Source organism: Streptomyces sp. NPDC031049 (assembly GCF_055571015.1).
The window spans coordinates 24,788-45,809 of sequence record NZ_JBVIGC010000007.1 but is presented as its reverse complement, the minus strand read 5'-3'; the positions used below and the strand labels follow the sequence as shown (position 1 = coordinate 45,809).

The following is a 21,022-nucleotide window of genomic DNA, read 5'->3' as shown; positions in this document are numbered from 1 at the left end:
GGGGCCCGGGGGTCAGGCGCCGCAGGAGCGCAGGAACCTGCGGGTGCGCACGGCGATCGGCAGCGGCTCGTCCGCTTCGCAGGGGTACATGTCCTGCTCGACGATCGCGAACAGGTCCACGCCGAGCCGCTGGGCGGCGGCGAGCACCGGCTCCAGCTCCGGCACTCCGCCCGGCGGTTCGCACATCACACCGCGCGCCACGGCCGGCCCGAACGGCACGCCGCCCGCGGTGACCTCGGCGAGGATCTCCGGGTCGACCTGCTTGAGGTGCAGGTAGCCGATGCGCTCGCCGTAGGTCTCGATCAGCTTGACGCTGTCGCCGCCGCAGTAGGCGTAGTGGCCGGTGTCCAGGCAGAGGCCGACCAGGTCGGAGTCGGTGGAGTCGAGGAACCGCTCGACGTGCTCCTCGGTGTCGATGTGGGTGTCGGCGTGCGGGTGGACGACGATGTCCAGGCCGTAGTTCTCCCTGACCTCGTGGCCGAGCCGCTCCATGCCCTTGGTCAGGTGGGCCCACTGCTCGGCGGTCAGCTCGCTGGGCTCCAGGATCTCGGCGGTCTTGTCGTCCCGCCAGAAGGAGGGGATGACGACGAGGTGCCGGGCGCCCATGGCCTGGGTGAGCGCGGCGACCCGGCTGACCTGCTCCCAGGTGGCGTCCCACTCGGCGGGGCCGCGGTGCAGTCCGCAGAAGATGGTGCCGGCGGAGACCTTCAGGCCGCGCCGGTCCACCTCGTCGGTGAGCCGGGCGGGGTCGGTGGGCAGGTAGCCGTAGGGGCCGAGTTCGATCCAGGAGTACCCGGCCTCGGCCACCTCGTCCAGGAAGCGTTCCCAGGGCACCTGCCGCGGGTCGTCGGGGAACCAGACGCCCCAGGAGTCGGGGGCGGAGCCGACCCGGATACGGTCGAGGGCAGGGGGCATGTCAGGACTTCCCTTCGGTCCGTTCGGGCGCGGCGGGCGCGGCGGGCGCGGCCGGTTGCGGGGGCGCGGCGGGCGCGGGCGCGGGCGTGGCGGCCGGTTCCCGGTCGCGTCGGGGCTCCCCCGGCAGTTGCTCCACGTCGACGCCGCCGACCTGGGCCAGCTCGTGCTTGAGGGCGGCGAGCTCGGCGCCGCCGGCCATGTGGTTGGTCAGTTCCTCCAGCGTGATCTCGCTGCGGTCGGCGGACAGCTCCAGGGTGCCCAGGCGCAGCACGCTGAAGTGGTCGCCGACCATGAAGGCGTGGTGGGGGTTGTGGGTGATGAAGATGACGCCGAGGCCGCGGTCGCGGGCGGCGGCGATGTACTTGAGGACCACGCCGGACTGCTTGACGCCGAGGGCGGCGGTGGGCTCGTCGAGGATGAGGACGCGGGCGCCGAAGTGGACCGCGCGGGCGATGGCGACGCACTGGCGCTGGCCGCCGGAGAGGGTGCCGATGGGCTGCTCCAGGTCGTCCAGGACGATGCCCATGTTGCGCAGTTCCTCGTCCGCGGTCCTCTTCATGCGGGCGATGTCCAGGCGCCGGAAGGGCCAGGGGCCCCGGGTCAGCTCGGAGCCGAGGAAGAAGTTCCGCCACACGGGCATCAGCGGGACGGTGGCGAGGTCCTGGTAGACGGTGGCGATGCCGCGGTCGAGTGCCTCGCGCGGGGTGGTGAAGCGGACGGGTTCGCCGTCCACGAGGAAGTCGCCCTCGGTGTGCTGGTGCAGCCCGGAGACGATCTTGATGAGGGTGGACTTGCCGGCGCCGTTGTCGCCGAGCACACAGGTCACCCGGCCGGGGCGGACGGCGAGGTCGACGCCGTGCAGGGCGCGGATGTTGCCGTAGGACTTTCCGGCGCCGCGCAGTTCGACGAGCGGGCGCTCACCGTCGGGGACGGTGTCCGCGGTGACGGCCGAGTGGGTGCCGGTGGTGTTGCTGGTCATTTCCGATCACCTCCGGGTCGCCGTGCGGCGGACCCACAGATTGAGGAGCACGGCGCCGAGCAGCATCACGCCGAGGAAGGCCTTGAACCAGTCGGGGTTCCAGCCGGCGTACACGATGCCCTGGTTCACCATCCCGAACATGAACGCGCCGAAGACGGGCCCGATCGCGGAGCCGTAGCCGCCGGTCAGCAGGCAGCCGCCGATGACGGCCGCGGCGATGTAGATCAGCTCCTGGCCGACGCCCTCGCCGGACTGCACGGTGTTGAAGGAGAACAGCTGGTGCATGCCGACGAACCAGGCGCCGAAGCCGACCAGCATGAACAGGGAGATCTTGGTGAAGGTCACCGGGACGCCGACGGCCCGGGCGCTGTGCTTGTTGCCGCCGACGGCGAAGATCCAGTTGCCGTACCGGGTGCGCAGCAGCACCCAGGTGGCCAGCGCCGCGAAGGCCAGCCACCACAGGACCGTGATCTTCACCTGGACGCCGCCGATGTCGAAGGAGGAGGCGAAGACCGCCCGGGCCTGTTCGAAGCCGTCCATGTCGCTGATGTCGTCGGTGGCGACGTTGCCGGTGACCAGCTTGGTGACGGCGAGGTTGACGCCCTGGAGGATCAGGAAGGTGCCGAGGGTGACCAGGAAACTGGGCAATCCGGTCTTGACCAGCATCCAGCCGTTGAACGCGCCGACGGCGAGCGAGACGAGCAGCGCGACGAGCACGCCCGTCCAGGCGTTCAGGGTCAGCTGGTAGCTGAGCATGCTCGCGGTCAGTGCCGAGGTGACGACGGCGACGCCGGCCGACAGGTCGAACTCGCCGCCGATCATCAGCAGCGCCACCGGAAGCGCCATGATCCCGATGGTGGAGGACTGGTAGAGGATCGTCGCCATCGACCCGCCCTGCCGGACCGTGGGGGCCGCGATCAGGAAGAAGACGAGGACGGCGACGGCGCCGAGGAACACCCCGACCTCGGGCCGGGCGAGCAGCCGCAGGGCCAGGGGGCGCTGCCGGGTCCGCCCGTCGGACGGCCGGGGGCCGGGCGCCGGCGGTGTGGTCGCCGCCGGCGCAGCCTGCTGGGTCATGCTCATCACCGGGTGCCCTTCGCGGCGAAGTCGGCGATCCGGTCGACGTTGGACTCGTCGACGAAGGCCGGGCCGGTCAGCACCGGCTGCTCACCGCCGCCGCTGTAGTTGCCGTTGTTCTCGTAGAGCCACAGCCCGTCCACCGCCAGGTAGCCCTGGAGGTAGGGCTGCTGGTCGACGGCGAACTCGACGGTGCCGTCCTTGATGGCGCCGGTCAGCTGCTTGTTGAGGTCGAAGGTGGCGACCTCGGCCTTGCTGCCGGTCTCCTCCACCGACTGGGCGGCGGTGAGCGCGAAGGGGGCGCCGAGGGTGACGACGTGGTCGATGGCGCCGTCCTGCTTGAGCTTGGCGGTGATCGTCGACTTCACCGACGGCATGTCGGTGCCGTTGACGTAGAGGTTCTCGAGGGCGCCCTCGAAGGTCTTCTTCACTCCGTCGCAGCGCTGGGTGAGGCCGATGTTGCCCTGCTCCTGGATGACGCAGACGGCCTTCTTCGCGCCGACCTCGTTGAGCTTCTTGCCGAACGCCTCCCCGGCCACGGTCTCGTCCTGCCCGAAGAACTCCAGCAGGCCCAGCTCCTTCCAGTCGCTCAGTCCGGAGTTGAGCCCGACCACGGGTATCCCCGCCCGCTGCGCCTTGGCCACCACGCTCTTGAGGGCGTCGGGCTTGGCGAGGGTGACCGCGATGCCGTCGACCTTCTGGTCGATGGCGTTCTGCACCAGGTTGGCCTGGTTGCCGGCGTTGGGGTCGGCGGAGTAGATCAGCTCGACGTTGTCCTTGGCCGCCGCGGCCTCGGCGCCCTTGCGGACGATGTCCCAGAAGGTGTCGCCGGGTGCCTGGTGGGTGACCAGGGCGACCTTCATCCGGGGGGTGTTCGCCTTGCCCGCGGAGGCGCCCGAGCCGCCGTCCTCGTCGGCCTTCTTCCCCCCGGAGCCGCTGGAGCAGCCGGCGAGGGTCAGGGCCGCCGCCGCGGCGAGGGCCAGGGCGGGGGCGAATCTGCGGGGGCGGGCGTGCGAAGAGCGATCCATCTTTCCTGCACCTCACTGTGCGACGGGGAGCCGTGTGCCGAGAGGAGACGGCCTTGCGCTGGGACCGGATACAAGTCCTTGGGACGCCCGCTGTCAATACTTTGTTAAGACATCATTTCACGAGCTAGTCCGAATGTAAGTACAAAGTATTGACAGGGTCGGCCTCCCGGTCCTACATCTGGGAGGCGGCAGGCCCCCGCCCAGCCCCCACAAGGAGCGTCGTACATGTCAGAGGCAGCCGAGTCAGCCCGGTCAGCGCAGCATTTCGACCTGATCACGATGGGCCGGATCGGGGTCGATCTCTACCCCCTCCAGACGGGCGTACCCCTCGCCGAGGTGGAGACCTTCGGCAAGTTCCTGGGCGGCTCGGCCGCCAACGTGGCGGTCGCCGCGGCCCGCCTGGGCCGCAGAGCGGCCGTGATCACCCGCACCGGCGACGACCCGTTCGGCGGCTATCTGCACCGTGCGCTGAGGGAGTTCGGCGTCGACGACCGCTGGGTCACCCCGGTCGCCGCCCTCCCGACCCCCGTCACGTTCTGCGAGATCTTCCCGCCGGACGACTTCCCGCTGTACTTCTACCGCCGCCCCAAGGCCCCCGACCTGGAGATCCACCCCGAGGAGCTGGACCTCGACGCGATCGGCGCGGCCCGCGTCTTCTGGATCACCGGGACCGGCCTGAGCGAGGAGCCCAGCCGTACGACGACGCTGGCGGCCCTCGCCCACCGCGCGAAGTCCGGCACCACGGTCTTCGACCTGGACTGGCGTCCCATGTTCTGGTCCGACCCCGATCAGGCCCGCCCGCACTACGCCGAGGCGCTGCGGCACGTGACCGTCGCGGTCGGCAACCTCGACGAGTGCGAGATCGCCACGGGGCTGCGCGAGCCGCACGCCTGCGCCGAGGCGCTGCTGGCCGCCGGGGTGGAGCTGGCCGTCGTCAAGCAGGGCCCCAAGGGGGTCCTCGCCGTGCACCGGGACGGGACGACGGCCGAGGTGCCGCCGGTTGCGGTCGAGGTGGTCAACGGCCTCGGCGCGGGCGACGCCTTCGGCGGCTCGCTCTGCCACGGCCTGCTCTCCGGCTGGGACCTGGAGCGCACCATGCGGTACGCCAACGCGGCCGGCGCCCTGGTCGCCTCCCGCCTCGCCTGCTCCTCGGCGATGCCCACCCCCGACGAGGTCGACGGCCTCCTCGCACGCACCTTTCCGAACGGAGCGTCGTCTTGACCCTCGCCATCCCCGACCTCACCGCGGTCAGAGCCCGGCACCCGGAGGCGATCGCCGAGGCCGCCGCCCGGCGCAGGCGCCGCCCGCTGGTCGGCGACAGCGGCCGGCTGATGATCGTGGCCGCCGACCATCCCGCGCGCGGTGCCCTCGCCGTCGGCGACCGCCGGCTCGCCATGGCCAACCGGGCGGACCTGCTCGAGCGGCTGTGCGTCGCGCTGTCCCGGCCCGGCGTCGACGGCGTGCTGGCCACCGCCGACGTCCTGGAGGACCTGCTGCTGCTCGGGGCGCTGGAGGACAAGGTCGTCATGGGCTCGATGAACCGCGGCGGGCTCGCGGGCGCCGCGTTCGAGATGGACGACCGCTTCACCGGTCACCGCGCCGAGGACCTCGTCCGGCTCCGGTTCGACGCGGGCAAGCTGCTGCTGCGCATCGACTACGCCGACCGCGGCTCGCTGGCCACGCTGGAGGCCACGGCCCGTGCCGTGGACGCGATGGCCGCCCACCGGCTGCCCGTCTTCGTGGAGCCGTTCCTCTCCCGCCGGGTCGACGGCCGGGTCCGCAACGACCTGTCGGCGGAGGCCGTCACCCGGTCCATGGCGATCGCCTCCGGCCTGGGCGGCACCTCCGCCTACACCTGGCTGAAGCTGCCGGTCACCGACGACCCCGACGCCATGGGCGCCGTCCTGGAGACCTCCACCCTGCCGGTGGTGCTGCTCGGCGGCGACGTCGGGAACGATCAGGACGCCGCCTACGAGCGCTGGCGCAAGGCACTGCGCCTGCCCACCGTCCAGGGCCTGGTGGTCGGCCGCTCGCTGCTCTACCCGGCCGAGGGCAGCGTGGAGCAGGCGGTGGACACGGCCGTCGGCCTGTTGTGACGAGGAAAGGGACCCGATGACGTACCACCACCCCGCCGGGAAGACGGCGAACGGCCCCTACCGCGTGGACATCACGCCCGAGACCGCGGGCTGGGGGTACTGCGGTCTGCGGGTGCTCGACCTGCCGCCGGGCGGCAGCCACACCTTCGGCACCGGCGAGAGCGAGTGGATCGTCCTGCCGCTCGGCGGCGGCTGCACCGTCACCGCCGAGGACGACTTCGGCCGGGACACCTTCGCACTCCACGGCCGCGCGGACGTGTTCAGCGCCGTCAGCGACTTCGCCTACGTGCCCCGGGACGCCCGCACCACCGTGACCTCGCCCGGCGGCGGCCGGTTCGCGCTCACCGGCGCCCGCTGCACCCGGCGGCTGCCCGCCCGCTACGGGCCGGCGTCCTCGGTGCCGGTGGAGCTGCGCGGCACCGGCAGCTGCTCCCGCCAGGTGAACAACTTCGGCGCGGCCGGCGTCTTCGAATGCGACAAGCTGATCGCGGTCGAGGTGCTCACCCCGGGCGGCAACTGGTCGTCGTTCCCGCCGCACAAGCACGACGAGCACCGGCCCGGCGAGGAGTCGGTGCTGGAGGAGATCTACTACTTCGAGTTCGCCGGCCACGACGGCACGCCCGGACTCGGCTACCAGCGGGTCTCGCCGTCCGGCCGCGGACGGGGCACGGACGTGCTGGCCGAGGTCCGCGACGGCGACGTGGTGCTGATCCCCGACGGCTGGCACGGCCCGTCGATGGCCGTGCCCGGACACCACATGTACTACCTCAACGTCATGGCGGGGCCGGAGGAGGAGCGCGCCTGGCTGATCCGCGACCACCCGGACCACTCCTGGATCCGCGACATCTGGCCCGAGCAGCCCGTCGACCCCCGACTCCCCCTCTACACAGCTCCGGAGAGGTCCGCATGAGCGCCGCAACCGTCCGTCTGACGACCGCCCAGGCCCTGGTGCGGTTCCTCGCCGCCCAGTACACCGAACGCGACGGCGTGCGCCACCGCCTGATCGCCGGGACCTGGGGCATCTTCGGCCACGGCAACGTGGCCGGCGTCGGCCAGGCCCTCGTCGAGTACGCCGGCCTCATGCCGTTCCACCAGGGCCGCAACGAACAGGCCATGGTGCACGCCGCGGTCGGCCACGCCCGGCAGCTCAACCGCCTGTCCGCGCAGGCGGTGACCACGTCGATCGGCCCCGGCGCCACCAACCTGGTCACCGGCGCCGCCCTCGCCACGATCAACCGGCTGCCGGTGCTGCTGCTGCCCGGCGACTACTTCGCCTCGCACGCCGCCGACCCGCTGCTCCAGCAGCTGGAACACCCGGTGTCCGCCGACGTGTCCGTCAACGACACGCTGCGGCCGGTCTCCCGCCACTTCGACCGGATCACCCGCCCCGAGGCACTGATCCCGTCGGCACTGGCCGCCATGCGGGTGCTGTCCGACCCCGCCGAGACCGGCGCCGTCACGCTCGCCCTGCCGCAGGACGTGCAGGCCGAGGCCCACGACTGGCCGGAGGAGTTCTTCGCCGACCGCGTCTGGCGCGTCCGCCGCCCCGCACCCGACCCGGAGGAGCTGGCCGAGGCCGTCCGCGCCGTCCGGGCCGCCGAACGCCCGCTGATCGTCGCCGGCGGCGGCGTCCACCACAGCGAGGCCGAGGAGGCGCTGCGGGCGCTGGCGGACGCCACGGGCATCCCGGTCGCCTCCACCCAGGCCGGCAAGGGCTCCCTGCGCCACGACCACCCCGCCGACGTCGGCGGCATCGGCCACACCGGCACCGCGGTCGCCGACGACCTGGCCCGCACCGCCGACCTGGTGATCGGCGTCGGCACCCGCTACACCGACTTCACCACCGCCTCCGGCACCCTCTTCCAGAACCCTGACGTCCGCTTCCTCAACGTCAACATCACCGCCTTCGACGCCCACAAGCTCGCGGCGCGGACGCTGGTCTGCGACGCGCGGACCGGCCTGGAGGCGCTGGCGGAGGCGCTGGCCGGCCACCGGGTCGACCCCGCCTACGCCGCCGAGTACCGCGCCGGCAAGGAGCGCTGGGAGCGGATCGTCGAGGCCGCCCACCGGGCCGACGACGACAGCGCCGTGCCGACCCAGACCCAGGTGCTCGGCGCGCTGGACGCGGTCGTGGGCGACGAGGACGTGGTCATCAACGCGGCCGGCTCGCTCCCCGGCGACCTGCACAAGCTGTGGCGGGCCCGCTCCGCGCGCCAGTACCACCTGGAGTACGGCTACTCCTGCATGGGCTACGAGATCCCGGCCGCGCTCGGCGTCCAGCAGGCCGCGCCGGGCACGCCGGTGTGGGCGCTGGTCGGCGACGGCACGTATCTGATGAACCCCACGGAGATCGTGACCGCCGTCCAGGAGAACCTGCCGGTGAAGGTGGTCCTGGTCCAGAACCACGGCTACGCCTCCATCGGCGGCCTGTCCGAGACGGTGGGCGCCGAACGGTTCGGCACCGCCTACCGCCACCGGGCCGCCGACGGCACCTTCACCGGCGCACCGCTGCCCGTCGACCTCGCCGCCAACGCGGCCAGCCTCGGGATGGAGGTGCGGCGCGCGAAGACCGTGCGCGAGCTGCGCGAGGCACTGGCCGCCGCCCGCGACGCGGACCGGCCGACCTGTGTGTACGTCGAGACCGACCCGGCGGCGACCGCTCCCCCGGCCGAGGCCTGGTGGGACGTGCCGGTGGCCGAGGTGTCCGGCCGCGAGGCCGTGGCGAAGGCCCGGGAACGCTACGACCGCGCGGTGGCCGGCCGCCGCCACCACCTGTGAGCCCGCAGGCCCGCCGACCAAGGAGGTACGCGCGTGACCGCCGCCGCGCACCACTCGCTGGACCTGGCCCTGGACCGCACCAGTCCGGTGCCGCTGTACCACCAGCTCGCCCGGCAGCTGGAGGCCGCCATCGAGCGGGGCGCCCTCGCCCCGGGCGACCGGCTGGGCAACGAGGTCGACCTGTCCGCGCGCCTCGGGCTGTCCCGGCCCACCGTCCGCCAGGGCATCCAGTCCCTGGTCGACAAAGGGCTGCTGGTCCGGCGGCGGGGAGTGGGCACCCAGGTGGTGCACACCCGGGTCCGGCGCCCCCTGGAGCTGAGCAGTCTCTACGACGACCTGGAGGCGGCCGGGCAGGGCCCCGCCACCCGGGTCGTACGCCATGAGCCGGCCGCCGCGACCGCCGAGGTGGCCGACGCCCTCGGGGTGCCGGACGGCAGCGAGGTCACCGTCCTGGAGCGGCTGCGGCTGACGCACGGCCGACCGGTGGCCGTCCTGTGCAACTACCTCCCGGCCGGCCTGCTGGAGCTGGACGACGCCCGGCTGGAGTCGACGGGCCTGTACCGGATGCTGCGCGCGGCCGGCGTCACCCTGCACAGTGCCCGGCAGAGAGTCGGCGCCCGCTCGGCCACCGCCGAGGAGGCCGCCCGCCTGGACGAGCGGCCGGGCGCCGCCCTGCTGACCATGCGGCGCACGGCGTACGACGACACCGGCCGGGCGGTGGAATTCGGCACGCACATCTACCCCGCCTCCCGGTATTCGTTCGACTTCCAGCTGCTGGCCCGCCCGTGAGGCGGCGGCCGGGATCGACCGGGCGCGCCGGATGTCCTTCGGCTGTCCTTACGATGGACCGCCTGTGAGGATGCGGCGGCCGAAGGGAGACAGGGCGTGACGGACCACCGGCGGCCCCGGCGACGGGGACAGGGCGAGCTGGAGGTGCAGGTGCTGTCGGCGCTGCGCGAGGCGGACGGGCCGGCGAGCGCCGGCTGGGTGCAGGAGCGGCTCGGCTCGGACCTGGCCTACACGACGGTGATCACGATCCTCACCCGGCTGCTGGCCAAGGGGGCGGTGACCCGGGAGCGGGCCGGCCGGTCGTTCCTGTGGACGCCGGCCGCGGACGAGGCGGGACTGGCCGCGCGGAAGATGCGCAAGGTGCTCGACGGGGAGCAGGACCGGGAGGCGGTGCTCGCCAGCTTCGTCACCGGGCTGGGCCCCGAGGACGAGCGGCTGCTGCGGGAACTGCTGGACCGGCCGGCGGACGACGGGGAGGGCTGAGGCCGCATGGGGATGTTCGTCTTCCTGCCGCTGGTGCTGCCGTTGACGGCCTGGCCGATCGCCCGGCTGGCCGAGCAGCATCTGCATCCGCGCGTGGCGACCCGGCTGCTGACGGGCGTGGCCGGGGTGATGGCGCTGTGCAGCACGGTGTGCCTGGGTCTGCTGATGGTGGTCGGCACCGCTCAGCTGCCCGGCAACCCGCTGCCCGACGGCTGGTCGGACCCGGAGGTCCGCGCGGCCGTGCCCTACGACGAGGTGGCCGGCCGGGCGGCCATCCCCGCGCTGCTGGCGGTGGCGGCGGTGTGCGGGCGGACGCTGTGGCGGCACCGGCGGGTGCACCGCCGCGCGCACCGGGCGCTCGCCCACCTGCCCGCCACGGAGGTGGCCGTGCTCCCCGACGGGGAGCCGTACGCGTACGCGCTGCCCGGCGGCGCCCGGGACCGGATCGTCGTGACCTCGGCCCTGCTGCGGGGTCTGCGTCCCGTCGAACGGCGTGTCCTGTTCGCCCACGAGCGGGCGCACCTGAGGGCGCGTCACCACCGGTTCCTGCTGGTGGTCCGGCTGGCGTCGGCCGCCAACCCCTTTCTGCGGCCGCTGCGTACGGCGGTGTCCTACACGGCGGAGCGCTGGGCGGACGAGGACGCGGCCCGGGTGGTCGGCGACCGCCGTGCCGTGGCGCGCGCGATCGGGGCGGCGGCGCTGGTCTCGCGCGGTGCGCCGGCCCCGGGGCCGGCGGGGTTCGCCGCGCCGGGTCCGGCCGGCTTCGCCGCTCCGGGGCCGGTGCCGCGCCGGGTGGCCGCCCTGCTGGGGCCCGCCCCCGCGACGCGCACCTGGCCGTCGGTGTTCACCGGCGTGGGCGTGGCCGCGTGGCTGGCCGCCGCCGGGACGGCCCTGTCCGCGATGTCGTCCGCGAACTCCGCGGTGACGCTGGTCTTCGTCCTCCACGCGGCCACGCCGCTGTGAGCCGCACGGCCCGGGACCCGGTGTCCCGCGGCCGGGAGGGCCCAGCGCCGGGAGTGCTCAGAGGTCGAACTCGTGCGGCGGCAGGTCGAGCGCGAAGCACGCCTCCCGCACGACGGCCTGCTCGTCCTTGTCGAAGTGCCCGTCGGCGCCGCCGATCACGATGCCGATCTGGACGACGGCCCGCGCCTCGGCGGGCTTCTTCTTCGCCTTGCCGATCTCCTGCAACACGCTGACCTTGCCGAAGGCGAAGTCGGCGGTGAGCTTGTCCAGGTTGTCCTCGAAGCGCCGGCGCAGATCCATGGCGTCGAAGTTCTGCAACACCTCGTTGGTGGCGATGAGCTGCGCCACGCGCTGCCGCTCGGAGGGGTCGACGGTGCCGTCGGCGGCGGCGACGAGCGCGCACATCGCCATGCTCGCGTCGCGGAAGGCGCCGCTCTTGAGGTCGTTCTTCTTCGCCGTCAACTGGGTCTGCATCTGCGACGCGGACTCCTTGATGCGGTCCCACAGGGCCATGAGCACACTCCCATTGCGTCGGGGGCCGCCCGGACCGGAAGGGTGCGGACGGCCCTGACTTCTACATCTATGTAGAAGTTATCAGGAGCGGCGGCCACCGCGGCCACGGCGGCGGGTTCAGCGGGCGAACGGGCCCTCCAGCGCGGCCCACTGGAGCAGCATGATGGTCTTGGCGTCCGCGATCTCTCCGCTGCGCACCATCTCCAGGGCTCGACGGAAGGGCAGTTCGAGGATTTCGATGTCCTCGCCCTCCTCGTCGAGACCGCCCCCGGTGTGCGTGCGGGTGGACGGGCCGTAGGCGGCGGCGTAGAAGCTGACGCGTTCGGTGACCGAGCCGGGGCTCATGTAGACGTCGAAGACGTGCCGGACCTCGCCCACGGTGTGCCCGGTCTCCTCCACGATCTCGCGCCGCACCGCCACCTCGGGGTGCTCGTCCTCCTCGTCCAGCACCCCGCCCGGGGTCTCGATCAGCATGCCGTCCGGGTGCCCGTTGACGTACACGGGGAAGCGGAACTGGCGGGTGAGCAGCACGGTCTCGCGCGCGGTGTCGTACAGCAGGACGGTGGCGCCGTTGCCGCGGTCGTGGGTCTCGCGTTCCTGGGTGGTCCAGGTGCCGTCGGCACGCCGGTAGTCGAAGGTGGTGGTGCGCTCGACGTACCAGTGGCTGGACAGGAGTCTCACGTCCCGGACCCTGACGCGGGGGTTGCCGGTCAGCTCCCGGCCGGCCCGGTCCAGCCCGGTGCGGCCCCGGCGGTCCGGGGTGTCGACGCCGGCGGTCACCGGGCGCCGTCCGGGCGGGGGCCGACGCCGTCGGGGCGAGGGCCGGTGGCATCCGGGCGGGAGTCGTCGGCGTCCGGGCTCGGGGCGGGGGGCGGGGCGGTCGTGACCGCGGGCGGAGTGCTCATACCCGCTTCTATCATCCCGGGCGGGCCCGCCCGCCCGGCGTCCGAGGGCCGGGAGCGAGGTGAACGAGAAGAAGGGTCTTCCCGGGCTCTCGCCCGCGAAGACCCTTCGCACCGTCGGGACGACAGGATTTGAACCTGCGACCCCTTGACCCCCAGTCAAGTGCGCTACCAAGCTGCGCCACGTCCCGGTGCGCCCGCACGCGGCGAACCGCGTGATCACGCGGACAGCACTCTACCGCACCCTCCCCCGTACACCGAAGCGGGCACGGTCGCGGGACAATCGGAGCCATGGACAGCACACCCGCGAAACGCCCGGTGGACGCACGCGACCGCGACAGCGAGGGCCGGGCACGCAACGCCCGGCCGCGGGACGGGCTCGGCCGGCCCCTGCCGTACGGCGCTGAGGGCGTGCCCCGGCAGCCGGAGGGCGTGGTGCGCTCGCCGGAGGAGACCGTCACCGAGGCGCAGCGGCTGCTGGACGAGGGGAAGCCGTTCCACGCCCACGAGGTCTTCGAGGACGCCTGGAAGTCGGGCCCCGGGCAGGAGCGGGAGCTGTGGCGGGGGCTGGCCCAGACCGCCGTGGGCCTGACGCACGCGGCCCGCGGGAACGCGGCGGGCGGCGCCCGGCTGCTGCGGCGCGGGGCCGGGGCCGTCGAGGAGTGGGCGGCGCGCTCCGGGCACCCGGAGCCGTACGGCCTGGCGCTCACGTCGGTCACCGCCTGGGCGCGGGAACTGGCGGCGGACGTCGAGCGCGGCGGCGGTGCCGTGGACGCGGCGGCGCGGGCGCCCCGGCTGCGGGGCCGGGCGGGGCGGTGACGGTCCCGGCGTCGGCGCCGCCGGTGGCGTGCGGCAGACTCGGGGCGTGCGGAAGATTCATGTCATCGGTATCGGTGCGGGCGACCCCGACCAGCTGACCCTTCAGGCGGTCCGGGCGCTGCGCGGCACGGACGTGTTCTTCGTCCTGGACAAGGGCGAGGCCAAAGCGGATCTCGTGCGGCTGCGCCGGGACATGCTCCGGACGCATGTGCCGGAGGGGACCTACCGGGTCGTCGAGGCACGCGACCCGGAGCGGGACCGCAGGGCCGGCGGGGCGGCGTACTCGCCCGCCGTCGGCGACTGGCGCAGCGCCCGCGCCGGCATCTACGAGCGGTTGATCGCCGAGGAGCTGGGCGCCGACGAGACCGGCGCGTTCCTGGTGTGGGGCGATCCGGCGCTGTACGACAGCACGCTGGGCATCCTCGAGGAGGTGCTCGAGCGGGGCGCGGTCGACTTCACGTACGACGTCGTACCGGGCGTCAGCAGCGTCTCGGCGCTGGTCGCCCGGCACCGCACGGGGCTGAACCGCGTCGCCCGGCCCGTCCAGATCACGACGGGACGACGGCTGGCGGAGGGCTTCCCCGAGGGGGTGGACGACGTGGTGGTCATGCTCGACGCCCACCAGGCCTTCCGGGCGTACGCCGACCAGGACATCGACATCTACTGGGGTGCCTACATCGGCACCCCGGACGAGATCCTCGTCTCGGGCCCGATCGAGGAGGCCGCGCCCCGGATCGAGCGGCTGCGCGCCGAGGCCCGCGAGCGCAAGGGCTGGATCATGGACACCTATCTGCTGCGGCGCCGCCCGAAGGAGTAGGCGCCCCGGCCGGCCACGGAGACGGCCCGGCCGGTCACGGGGGCGTGCGCCGCCGGCCGCGGGCGCGGGCCCGGGTCAGTGCCCGGGCAGTCCCAGGTGTGCCAGCGCCGCCGGCACGTCGGGGACCGCCGTGACGCCCTCCGGCAGCGGGGGCCGGCGGACGATCACCACGGGCAGGCCGAGGGCGCGGGCGGCGGTGAGCTTGGCCGCGGTGGCCGTTCCCCCGCTGTCCTTGGTCACCAGCACGTCGATGCGGTGGTCCCGGAGCAGCCTGGTCTCGTCGGCCCTGGTGAACGGGCCCCGGTCCAGGATCACCCGGGTGTCCGGCGGGACGGGGGGCTCGGGGGGCTCCACCGAGCGGGCGACGAAGTGCAGGCCGGTCAGATGCGCGAAGGCGGCGAGGCCGAGCCGGCCGGTGGTGAGGAACACGCGGCGGCCGAGCGCCGGCAGCAGGTCCGCCGCCGCGGCCAGGGTGGGGGCGGGGTGCCAGCGGTCGCCGGGGCCCGCCTGCCAGCCCGGGCGGCGCAGGACCACCGCGCGGACGCCGGTCGCCGCGGCGGCCCGGGCCGCGTTCGCGGTGATGGCCGCGGCGAAGGGGTGCGTGGCGTCGACGAGGGCGTCCACGCGCTGCTCCCGCAGCCAGTCGGCCAGCCCCTCGGCGCCGCCGAAGCCGCCGGTGCGCACCTCCCCCTCCAGGGCGCCGGGCCGGGACACCCGGCCCGCGAGCGAGGTGGTGACGCGGACGCCGGGCCGTGCCGCCAGCTCGGCGGCCAGGCGCCGGGCCTCGGTGGTGCCGCCGAGGATCAGCACGTGCGGGGACATGCCACGAGCGTACGGGCCGGTCAGGGCAGCAGGAGCTGGAGGCCCCCGACGACCGTCGCCGCGATCACCAGCCGCTCGAAGAGCAGCTGGTCGATCCGGTCCACGGCCCACCTGCCGAGCAGCGCGCCCGGCACCACGAACACCAGCAGCGCCGCGTCGAGGAACAGCGAGCGGGCGTCGATCAGGCCGAGACCGGCGCTGAAGGGGAGCTTGGAGACGTTCACGATCAGGAAGAAGAACGCCGACGTGCCCAGGAAGCCCAGTTTCCGGAAGCCGGCGGAGAGCAGGTACATCGACATCACCGGGCCGCCGGCGTTGGCGACCATGGTGGTGAAGCCGCCCAGGACGCCGTACGAGCGGGCCTTGGCACGGCCCGCCCCGCCGGTCACCGCCCCCGGTTCCCGCACCGCGTCGGCCTGTCTGCGGCGCCACACCGTCACGCCCGCCATCAGCAGCAGGATGGCCCCGATCGACATGCGGACGGCCCCGTCGCCGGCCCACATCAGATAGCCCGTGCCGAGGACCACGCCCGCCCCGACCGCGGGGAACAGCCGCCACAGCGTGGGCCAGTGGGCGTGCCGCCGGTAGACGAGGACGGCCAGCACGTCGCCGGCGATCAGCACCGGCAGCAGGACGCCGGTGGAGGCACGGGCGGGCAGCACCGCCGCGAAGATCGCGAGGCTGACGGTGTTGGCCCCGCTCACGGCCGTCTTGGAGAAGCCGACGAGCAGGGCCGCGAGGGCGAGGGCGGCGAACTCCCAGCCGGTGACGTGCCACAGGGTCATGGTGTCCATTGCGGGCACCGATGCTAGGCGCACCCGTCCGCCGCCGTGCGGCCGTCTCGCCTGATGATCCCCGGGCACCGCCGGCGCACCACGCCCCCGGCTCCCGGGCGCGCCCCCGGCTCCCGGGCCCGGCCGCCGTCCGGCCCGGACCCGGGGGCCGGGAGGCCGGGGGCCGGGAAGCCGGGGGCCGATTCCCGGGTCCGGGAACCGGGGACCGGGGGCGCCTGCGTGCCTCGCGGTGGAGCGCTCAGTGCCGCTCGACCAGTACCGCGCTGCCCTGTCCCACCCCGACGCACATGGTCGCCAGCCCGCGGGCGGCCCCGGTGCGGCGCATCCGGTGCAGCAGCGTGGTCAGGATGCGGGCCCCGGAGCAGCCGAGCGGGTGTCCCAGGGCGATGGCCCCGCCGTAGGGGTTGACCAGGTCGGGTTCGATGCCGAGCTGGTCCACGCACGCGAGCGCCTGTGCCGCGAACGCCTCGTTGAACTCGGCCTCCTGCACGTCCCCGATCCCCCAGCCGGCGCGGGCCAGCGCCTTGCGGGTGGCGGGGACCGGGCCGACGCCCATGACGTCGGGGTGGACACCGGCCGAGGCGCCGGCGACGTAGCGGCCCAGTGACTGAAGGCCCAGTTCCTCGAGCACCTCCTCGCTGACCAGGAGCAGTCCGGCGGCGCCGTCGTTCATCGGGGAGGCGTTGCCCGCGGTGACCGTGCCGCCGGCGCGGAAGACCGGCTTCAGACGCGCCAGCTTGTCGAGGGAGGTGTCCTCGCGGACGCACTCGTCGGCGGTCACGGTCACGCCGTCCGGCCGCTCGACGGGGAGCAGTTCGTCGTCGAAGTGGCCGTCTCTGCGGGCCTCGGCGGCGCGCCGGTGGCTGCGCAGCGCGAACTCGTCCTGGCGCTCCCGGGAGACGCCGTACCGCTCGGCGACCTCCTCGGCGGTCTCGCCCATGGACAGCAGGCCGTGCAGCTCCTTCATCGCCGGGTTGACCAGGCGCCAGCCGAGCCGGGTGTCGGCGGTCTCGATGCGGTGGGGCAGCGCCTCGTCGGGGCGGGGCAGGACGAAGGGGGCGCGGCTCATGGACTCCGAGCCGCCGGCGAGCACGACGTCGGCCTCGCCCGCCGCGACGGCGCGTGCGGCGGTGGTGACCGCCTCCAGGCCGGAGGCGCACAGCCGGTTGACGGTGGCGCCCGGGACCGTCTCGGGCAGACCGGCGAGGAGCGCGGCCATGCGGGCGACGTTGCGGTTGTCCTCGCCGGCCTGGTTGGCGGCGCCCCAGTAGACGTCGTCCACGCGGGCCGGGTCGAGGGCGGGCACGTCGGCGACCAGGCCCCGGATCACGGCCGCGGCGAGGTCGTCGGGCCGTACCGAGGACAGGGCGCCGCGGAGCTTGCCGATCGGGGTGCGGCGGGCGGCCGCGAAGTGGACGGGACGCACGAAGGATCTCCTGACCGTCGTCGCTCGGTCGCCGGCGGGTCGGGGCGCCGGGCGGACCTCCATGAACCTTGAGCAGCAGGGCCCCCGTAATTAGCACTGCTAGTTTTGGACTATAGACCGCCGCCCGCCGCGCTGGGAAGATCCCGGTGGGCCCCGGCCCGGGAACCGCCGGGGACCCGCACCGACGCAGTTGGAGGCAAGCATGGCCGAGTCCCGCGCACACGTCCTGACCGGAACCCGGGGGCGCGTCACCGCCCGCGAGTGGAACGGAGCACCGCCCCGCTACGTGGCGCTGCTGGTGCACGGGTACGGCGAGCACATCGGCCGCTACGAGGAGGTGGCCGGCGTGCTGGCCGCGCACGGCGCCGCCGTGTACGGACCGGACCACGTCGGGCACGGCACCTCGGACGGCGAGCGGGTGCTGATCGAGGACTTCGAGGACGTGGTCACCGATCTGCACCGCGTGGCCGCGCTGGCCCGGGCCGCCCACCCCGGTCTGCCGGTGGTCGTGATCGGGCACTCGATGGGCGGCCTGATCGCCTCCCGCTACGCCCAGCGCCACCCCGGCGAGCTGACCGCGCTGGTGCTGTCCGGGCCGGTGATCGGCGACTGGTACCTGCCGCGGCGGCTCCTCGCCCTCGACGAGATCCCGGACACCCCGATCAGCCCGTCCTCCCTCTCGCGGGACCCGGCGGTCGGGGCGGCGTACGCGGCGGACCCGCTGGTGTGGCACGGGCCGATGAAGCGGCCGACGGTGGAGGCGTTCGTGAAGACCCTGGACACCGTCGCCGACGGCGGGGACGTCGGCCGGCTCCCGCTGCTGTGGCTGCACGGCGACGACGACCGGCTGGTGCCGCTGTCCGGCAGCCGCCCCGGCGTCGAGCGGCTCAGCGGCGGGAACCTGACCGAGCGGATCTACCCGGGCGCCCGGCACGAGGTGTTCCTCGAGACCAACCGGGCCGAGGTGCACGCCGACCTCATCCGCTTCCTGGACGGGGTCCTGCCGGGGTAGCGGCGTTTGCCCTGGTGCGCGCGGGGCACCCGTGGCCGCGGAGCGGGTGCGCCGCGCTGCCCCGACCGTCGCGCGGCGTCCCTGCGCACACCACTCAGACGGCGCGAGGAGAAGCACTGTATGACTGTCGTGAAGAGCACGATTCCGGAGTCCGCCCGCCAGGTCACCGGGGACGCGTTGCAGGGCACGCTCGTGGATCTGCTCGGACTCTCCCTGATCGGGAAGCAGGTGCACTGGAACATCGTCGGACCGCGTTTCCGCTCGATCCACCTCCAGCTCGACGAGGTCGTGTCCACGGCGCGGTCCTACGCGGACACGGTCGCGGAGCGCTCGGCCGCCCTCGGGATGCCCGCCGACGGCCGCCCGGAGACCATCGCCTCCGCGTTCACGCTGCCCGGCGCCAAGGAGGGCTGGGTGCGCGACGGCGACGTCGTCGCCCTGATGGTGGAGAGCCTGGAGACGGCCATCGCCCGGCTGCGCGAGCGGATCGAGGCCACCGAGAAGGCCGACCCGGTCACCCAGGACCTGCTGATCGCCGTCACCGCCGACCTGGAGAAGCAGCGCTGGATGTTCGACGCCGAGAACTGGCCCCGCGACTGACCGGCGCCCGGGCCGCACGTACGACTACGCACCACGAGAAGGGCAACCTCATGGCCGACGCCCTGGAACTCGACGCGCTGTGGGAGGACTTCCACCGCGTGGTGAACATGACCTCCGCCGAGCTCGCCGCCTGGCTGCGGGTGCGCGACGCCGACGAGCAGACCGAACCGCTGCCGGAGGAGGCGGGCTCACCCACCGGCCGGCACGTGCTGGCGATCCTGCAAAAGCGGCGCACCGACCTCACGGAGGACGACCTGCGGGTGATGCGCTCGGTCGTGGACTCCGTCACCGCGCAGACCGACGTGGAGAACGAGCCCGAGGCCGAGAGCACCCGCCGCAGGCACCGTCTGATGACGCTCGGACACGACCCGCTGAAGGCGTAGCCGTGGACCGCGACGAGCGCCTGGTAAGGGAACTCGTCGGTGCGCACGGGCAGACCTACGCCGAGGAGGCCGGCATCCGGCTGAAGGACACCCCGCAGCCGCTGTACCGGCTGCTCGTCCTGGCCCATCTGCTCAGCGCCCGCATCCGCGGCTCGGTCGCGGTGGCCACGGCCCGCGCCCTGGCGCAGGCGGGACTGGGCGATCCGCGCCGCATGGCCGAGTCCGACTGGCAGGAGCGGGTCGACGCACTGGGCGAGGGCGGCTACCGGCGCTACGACGAGCGGACCGCCACCCAGCTCGGCGAGGCCGCCGAGCTGCTGAACGAACGGTGGGGCGGGGACCTGCGCCGGCTGCGCCGGGAGGCGGACGGCGACGTCGGCGCACTGAGCAGGCTGCTCCAGGAGTTCCCCGGCATGGGCCCGGCCGGGGCCGGCATCTTCCTGCGCGAGGTGCAGGACGTGTGGCCGGAGGCGGCGCCCTACCTGGACCCCAAGGCGCTCCAGGGCGCCGAGCGGCTCGGCCTGCCCCAGGACCCCGGCCGGCTGATCGAGGCGGCCGGGAAGACCGGCCCGGCCGTGCTCGCCGCCGCGTTGGTGCGGGCGTCGCTGGACAGGGACGTGGTGGAGGACACGCGGGAGCGCGCCGGATGACGCGCCGGCCGGGCGAGCGGCGCGCCCGCCCCGGGCCCCGGCGTCGGCGGGGCGCTGCGACCGCGGCTGAGCGGCGGACCCGGCGCGGCGGCGGTGCGCGCGGCGTCACCCGATCGGCGCGAGCGGCTGGTGACCCCGTGACGCCGGTGATGCGCTGAGGGGACGCGCCACGTCTTCAGGAGGCATCCCCGATGAACCCTCGTCCCGCCCGTCCCGTCCGTGTCGTCGCCTCCCTCCTCGCGGCCGGCACGCTGCTGGCCACCGCGTCCTGCGCGGACGGGACCGATGACACCTCCGGCCCGGCGAGGGCCGACGCCTCGGCGAGCGCCGGCGCCTCACCGGCCGCCGAGCGGGCCGAGGCCGCCGAACCCGCCGGCCGGCAGACCACCAGCCCCTCGCCCGGCGCCCTGACCGAGGACGGTGCACGGGCGGCACTGCTCACCGAGGCCGACCTGGAGGGCGACTGGCAGCAGGTCGACAACGCCGGCACCTGGCGTGACCGGATGGTCGTCGCCGAGGTGGACGTCTCCGACTTCCTGACCGCCAAGGCGGACGCCGCCGACTGCCAGCGGCTGCTCGACGCCCTCTACAGCGACCAGTTGCTCGGCGAGCCGGCGCAGCCGTCGGCGATCACCGGCTTCCAGCAGGAGGACTCCCGCCTGTTCGAGCAGATCGCCGCCTACGACCGGTCCCGGCTGGACGACTCCCTGTCCTGGCTCGACCAGTTGCCCGAGACCTGCGACGAGTTCACGGCCACCGGCTCCGACGGCGAGCAGCGGACCGTCCAGGTGACCGAGGCGTCGGTGCCCGACCTGGGCGACGCGCGCGAGGGCGTGCACGTGACGGTGCGGGGCCAGGCCGCCGGCAACCCGGCCGAGCTGTCGCTGAACCTGTCCGCCGTACGGTTCGGCAGCAACGCCATGACCCTCACCGTCGGCGGACTCTCCGGGGACGAGCGGGCCACCTTCGACCAGGCGACGAAGCTGGGCGCCCAGCGTCTGGAGGACGTCCTGGCCGGCCGCACGCCCGACGCCCAGCCCACCGACCCGTACTGATCCTCGCGCCTCCGCCACCGGCCCCCTGCCTGGCCCTCTCTCCCCTTCTCCCCCTTCTCTCGCTCCGCCGCCGGTCTCCGTCCCCGTTTCCCGGGACAGGGTGATCATCCGGCGGCACAAT

The 21,022-nt window shown here is 74.0% G+C and carries 24 protein-coding genes and 1 tRNA gene; 14 read left to right on the top strand and 11 right to left on the bottom strand.

The window, feature by feature from the left end:
• Nucleotides 1-12: 12 nt before the first annotated feature.
• Genes ACZ45Q_RS13900 through ACZ45Q_RS13885 form a run of 4 tightly spaced genes read right to left on the bottom strand, consistent with a single transcriptional unit; the run spans nt 13 to nt 3,999 of the window.
• Nucleotides 13-915: a sugar phosphate isomerase/epimerase family protein gene (locus tag ACZ45Q_RS13900; protein ID WP_468259645.1), complete on the bottom strand. Its 903-nt coding sequence runs from the start codon at nt 913-915 to the stop codon at nt 13-15.
• A 1-nt stretch (nt 916) separates the two neighbouring features.
• A complete protein-coding gene (locus ACZ45Q_RS13895; RefSeq protein ID WP_468259644.1) occupies nt 917-1,894 on the bottom strand; it encodes an ATP-binding cassette domain-containing protein in 978 nt (325 codons plus the stop codon).
• Nucleotides 1,895-1,900: 6 nt separating this feature from the next.
• Nucleotides 1,901-2,977, bottom strand: coding sequence for an ABC transporter permease (locus ACZ45Q_RS13890; RefSeq protein ID WP_468259641.1), 1,077 nt, complete (start codon nt 2,975-2,977; stop codon nt 1,901-1,903).
• Nucleotides 2,977-3,999: a sugar ABC transporter substrate-binding protein gene (locus ACZ45Q_RS13885; protein ID WP_468259638.1), complete on the bottom strand. Its 1,023-nt coding sequence runs from the start codon at nt 3,997-3,999 to the stop codon at nt 2,977-2,979. Before ACZ45Q_RS13885 ends, ACZ45Q_RS13890 begins: the two co-directional genes overlap by 1 nt.
• A 225-nt stretch (nt 4,000-4,224) precedes the next feature.
• Between ACZ45Q_RS13885 and iolC the strand changes: the two genes are divergently transcribed.
• The 7 genes from iolC (at nt 4,225) to ACZ45Q_RS13850 (ending at nt 11,108) form a co-directional block, all read left to right on the top strand.
• Entirely contained in the window at nt 4,225-5,220 is a 996-nt protein-coding gene (gene iolC, locus ACZ45Q_RS13880; protein ID WP_468259635.1) for a 5-dehydro-2-deoxygluconokinase, read from the top strand.
• Nucleotides 5,217-6,095, top strand: a complete 879-nt coding sequence (locus ACZ45Q_RS13875; protein ID WP_468259633.1) for a Cgl0159 family (beta/alpha)8-fold protein — start codon at nt 5,217-5,219, stop codon at nt 6,093-6,095. Before iolC ends, ACZ45Q_RS13875 begins: the two co-directional genes overlap by 4 nt.
• Before the next feature lie 16 nt (nt 6,096-6,111).
• Complete coding sequence (iolB, locus tag ACZ45Q_RS13870; RefSeq protein WP_468259631.1) at nt 6,112-7,005, top strand: 5-deoxy-glucuronate isomerase; 894 nt, start codon at nt 6,112-6,114, stop codon at nt 7,003-7,005.
• A complete protein-coding gene (gene iolD, locus ACZ45Q_RS13865; RefSeq protein WP_468259629.1) occupies nt 7,002-8,873 on the top strand; it encodes a 3D-(3,5/4)-trihydroxycyclohexane-1,2-dione acylhydrolase (decyclizing) in 1,872 nt (623 codons plus the stop codon). The genes iolB and iolD overlap by 4 nt, the downstream gene beginning before the upstream one ends.
• Nucleotides 8,874-8,906: 33 nt before the next feature.
• Nucleotides 8,907-9,662, top strand: coding sequence for a GntR family transcriptional regulator (locus ACZ45Q_RS13860; protein ID WP_468259627.1), 756 nt, complete (start codon nt 8,907-8,909; stop codon nt 9,660-9,662).
• A 96-nt stretch (nt 9,663-9,758) separates the two neighbouring features.
• Nucleotides 9,759-10,145 (top strand): BlaI/MecI/CopY family transcriptional regulator, encoded by a 387-nt coding sequence (locus ACZ45Q_RS13855; protein WP_468259624.1) that lies wholly within the window; start codon nt 9,759-9,761, stop codon nt 10,143-10,145.
• Nucleotides 10,146-10,151: 6 nt separating this feature from the next.
• Nucleotides 10,152-11,108, top strand: a complete 957-nt coding sequence (locus ACZ45Q_RS13850) for a M56 family metallopeptidase (protein ID WP_468259622.1) — start codon at nt 10,152-10,154, stop codon at nt 11,106-11,108.
• Between the two features lie 57 nt (nt 11,109-11,165).
• Here ACZ45Q_RS13850 and ACZ45Q_RS13845 read toward each other — a convergent pair whose 3' ends face one another.
• From ACZ45Q_RS13845 to ACZ45Q_RS13830, 4 genes are all read right to left on the bottom strand, one after another.
• Nucleotides 11,166-11,621, bottom strand: coding sequence for a tellurite resistance TerB family protein (locus tag ACZ45Q_RS13845; RefSeq protein ID WP_468259620.1), 456 nt, complete (start codon nt 11,619-11,621; stop codon nt 11,166-11,168).
• 117 nt (nt 11,622-11,738) lie between these two features.
• Nucleotides 11,739-12,401 carry an NUDIX domain-containing protein gene (locus tag ACZ45Q_RS13840; protein ID WP_468259619.1) on the bottom strand — a complete coding sequence of 221 codons (663 nt, stop codon included), beginning with the start codon at nt 12,399-12,401 and terminating at the stop codon, nt 11,739-11,741.
• On the bottom strand, nt 12,398-12,526 hold the full coding sequence (locus tag ACZ45Q_RS13835; RefSeq protein ID WP_468259616.1) for a hypothetical protein: 129 nt from the start codon (nt 12,524-12,526) through the stop codon (nt 12,398-12,400). Before ACZ45Q_RS13835 ends, ACZ45Q_RS13840 begins: the two co-directional genes overlap by 4 nt.
• A gap of 114 nt (nt 12,527-12,640) precedes the next feature.
• Nucleotides 12,641-12,714: transfer RNA gene (locus tag ACZ45Q_RS13830), tRNA-Pro, on the bottom strand.
• Nucleotides 12,715-12,814: 100 nt separating this feature from the next.
• On the opposite strand from ACZ45Q_RS13830, the gene ACZ45Q_RS13825 reads away from it, so the two are divergent.
• Complete coding sequence (locus ACZ45Q_RS13825; protein WP_468259614.1) at nt 12,815-13,342, top strand: DUF309 domain-containing protein; 528 nt, start codon at nt 12,815-12,817, stop codon at nt 13,340-13,342.
• Nucleotides 13,343-13,388: 46 nt separating this feature from the next.
• Entirely contained in the window at nt 13,389-14,159 is a 771-nt protein-coding gene (gene cobF / locus ACZ45Q_RS13820) for a precorrin-6A synthase (deacetylating) (protein ID WP_468259611.1), read from the top strand.
• Nucleotides 14,160-14,234: 75 nt separating this feature from the next.
• Here the strand turns inward: cobF and ACZ45Q_RS13815 are convergent, their stop codons facing one another.
• From ACZ45Q_RS13815 to ACZ45Q_RS13805, 3 genes are all read right to left on the bottom strand, one after another.
• A complete protein-coding gene (locus ACZ45Q_RS13815) occupies nt 14,235-14,981 on the bottom strand; it encodes a cobalt-precorrin-6A reductase (RefSeq protein ID WP_468259608.1) in 747 nt (248 codons plus the stop codon).
• 20 nt (nt 14,982-15,001) lie between these two features.
• Nucleotides 15,002-15,775: a sulfite exporter TauE/SafE family protein gene (locus tag ACZ45Q_RS13810; protein ID WP_468259605.1), complete on the bottom strand. Its 774-nt coding sequence runs from the start codon at nt 15,773-15,775 to the stop codon at nt 15,002-15,004.
• Between the two features lie 238 nt (nt 15,776-16,013).
• Nucleotides 16,014-17,201 (bottom strand): thiolase family protein, encoded by a 1,188-nt coding sequence (locus ACZ45Q_RS13805; protein WP_468259602.1) that lies wholly within the window; start codon nt 17,199-17,201, stop codon nt 16,014-16,016.
• Nucleotides 17,202-17,403: 202 nt separating this feature from the next.
• On the opposite strand from ACZ45Q_RS13805, the gene ACZ45Q_RS13800 reads away from it, so the two are divergent.
• The 5 genes from ACZ45Q_RS13800 (at nt 17,404) to ACZ45Q_RS13780 (ending at nt 20,901) form a co-directional block, all read left to right on the top strand.
• Nucleotides 17,404-18,213: an alpha/beta hydrolase gene (locus ACZ45Q_RS13800; protein ID WP_468259600.1), complete on the top strand. Its 810-nt coding sequence runs from the start codon at nt 17,404-17,406 to the stop codon at nt 18,211-18,213.
• 120 nt (nt 18,214-18,333) lie between these two features.
• Nucleotides 18,334-18,813 carry a Dps family protein gene (locus tag ACZ45Q_RS13795; RefSeq protein WP_468259597.1) on the top strand — a complete coding sequence of 160 codons (480 nt, stop codon included), beginning with the start codon at nt 18,334-18,336 and terminating at the stop codon, nt 18,811-18,813.
• Nucleotides 18,814-18,863: 50 nt separating this feature from the next.
• Nucleotides 18,864-19,196 (top strand): DUF3140 domain-containing protein, encoded by a 333-nt coding sequence (locus ACZ45Q_RS13790; protein ID WP_468259594.1) that lies wholly within the window; start codon nt 18,864-18,866, stop codon nt 19,194-19,196.
• A 2-nt stretch (nt 19,197-19,198) separates the two neighbouring features.
• On the top strand, nt 19,199-19,846 hold the full coding sequence (locus tag ACZ45Q_RS13785; protein WP_468259591.1) for an endonuclease: 648 nt from the start codon (nt 19,199-19,201) through the stop codon (nt 19,844-19,846).
• A 191-nt stretch (nt 19,847-20,037) separates the two neighbouring features.
• Nucleotides 20,038-20,901 (top strand): hypothetical protein, encoded by an 864-nt coding sequence (locus ACZ45Q_RS13780; RefSeq protein WP_468259588.1) that lies wholly within the window; start codon nt 20,038-20,040, stop codon nt 20,899-20,901.
• The last annotated feature ends 121 nt before the right edge of the window (nt 20,902-21,022 follow it).

Bases quoted from the DNA above. Each gene is read 5' to 3' on its own strand.
- ACZ45Q_RS13900 (WP_468259645.1), bottom strand. From the start codon at position 915: ATGCCCCCTGCCCTCGACCGTATCCGGGTCGGCTCCGCCCCCGACTCC.
- ACZ45Q_RS13895 (WP_468259644.1), bottom strand. From the start codon at position 1,894: ATGACCAGCAACACCACCGGCACCCACTCGGCCGTCACCGCGGACACC.
- ACZ45Q_RS13890 (WP_468259641.1), bottom strand. From the start codon at position 2,977: ATGAGCATGACCCAGCAGGCTGCGCCGGCGGCGACCACACCGCCGGCG.
- ACZ45Q_RS13885 (WP_468259638.1), bottom strand. From the start codon at position 3,999: ATGGATCGCTCTTCGCACGCCCGCCCCCGCAGATTCGCCCCCGCCCTG.
- iolC (WP_468259635.1), top strand. From the start codon at position 4,225: ATGTCAGAGGCAGCCGAGTCAGCCCGGTCAGCGCAGCATTTCGACCTG.
- iolB (WP_468259631.1), top strand. From the start codon at position 6,112: ATGACGTACCACCACCCCGCCGGGAAGACGGCGAACGGCCCCTACCGC.
- iolD (WP_468259629.1), top strand. From the start codon at position 7,002: ATGAGCGCCGCAACCGTCCGTCTGACGACCGCCCAGGCCCTGGTGCGG.
- ACZ45Q_RS13850 (WP_468259622.1), top strand. From the start codon at position 10,152: ATGGGGATGTTCGTCTTCCTGCCGCTGGTGCTGCCGTTGACGGCCTGG.
- ACZ45Q_RS13845 (WP_468259620.1), bottom strand. From the start codon at position 11,621: ATGGCCCTGTGGGACCGCATCAAGGAGTCCGCGTCGCAGATGCAGACC.
- ACZ45Q_RS13835 (WP_468259616.1), bottom strand. From the start codon at position 12,526: ATGAGCACTCCGCCCGCGGTCACGACCGCCCCGCCCCCCGCCCCGAGC.
- ACZ45Q_RS13825 (WP_468259614.1), top strand. From the start codon at position 12,815: ATGGACAGCACACCCGCGAAACGCCCGGTGGACGCACGCGACCGCGAC.
- ACZ45Q_RS13815 (WP_468259608.1), bottom strand. From the start codon at position 14,981: ATGTCCCCGCACGTGCTGATCCTCGGCGGCACCACCGAGGCCCGGCGC.
- ACZ45Q_RS13810 (WP_468259605.1), bottom strand. From the start codon at position 15,775: ATGGACACCATGACCCTGTGGCACGTCACCGGCTGGGAGTTCGCCGCC.
- ACZ45Q_RS13800 (WP_468259600.1), top strand. From the start codon at position 17,404: ATGGCCGAGTCCCGCGCACACGTCCTGACCGGAACCCGGGGGCGCGTC.
- ACZ45Q_RS13795 (WP_468259597.1), top strand. From the start codon at position 18,334: ATGACTGTCGTGAAGAGCACGATTCCGGAGTCCGCCCGCCAGGTCACC.
- ACZ45Q_RS13790 (WP_468259594.1), top strand. From the start codon at position 18,864: ATGGCCGACGCCCTGGAACTCGACGCGCTGTGGGAGGACTTCCACCGC.
- ACZ45Q_RS13780 (WP_468259588.1), top strand. From the start codon at position 20,038: ATGAACCCTCGTCCCGCCCGTCCCGTCCGTGTCGTCGCCTCCCTCCTC.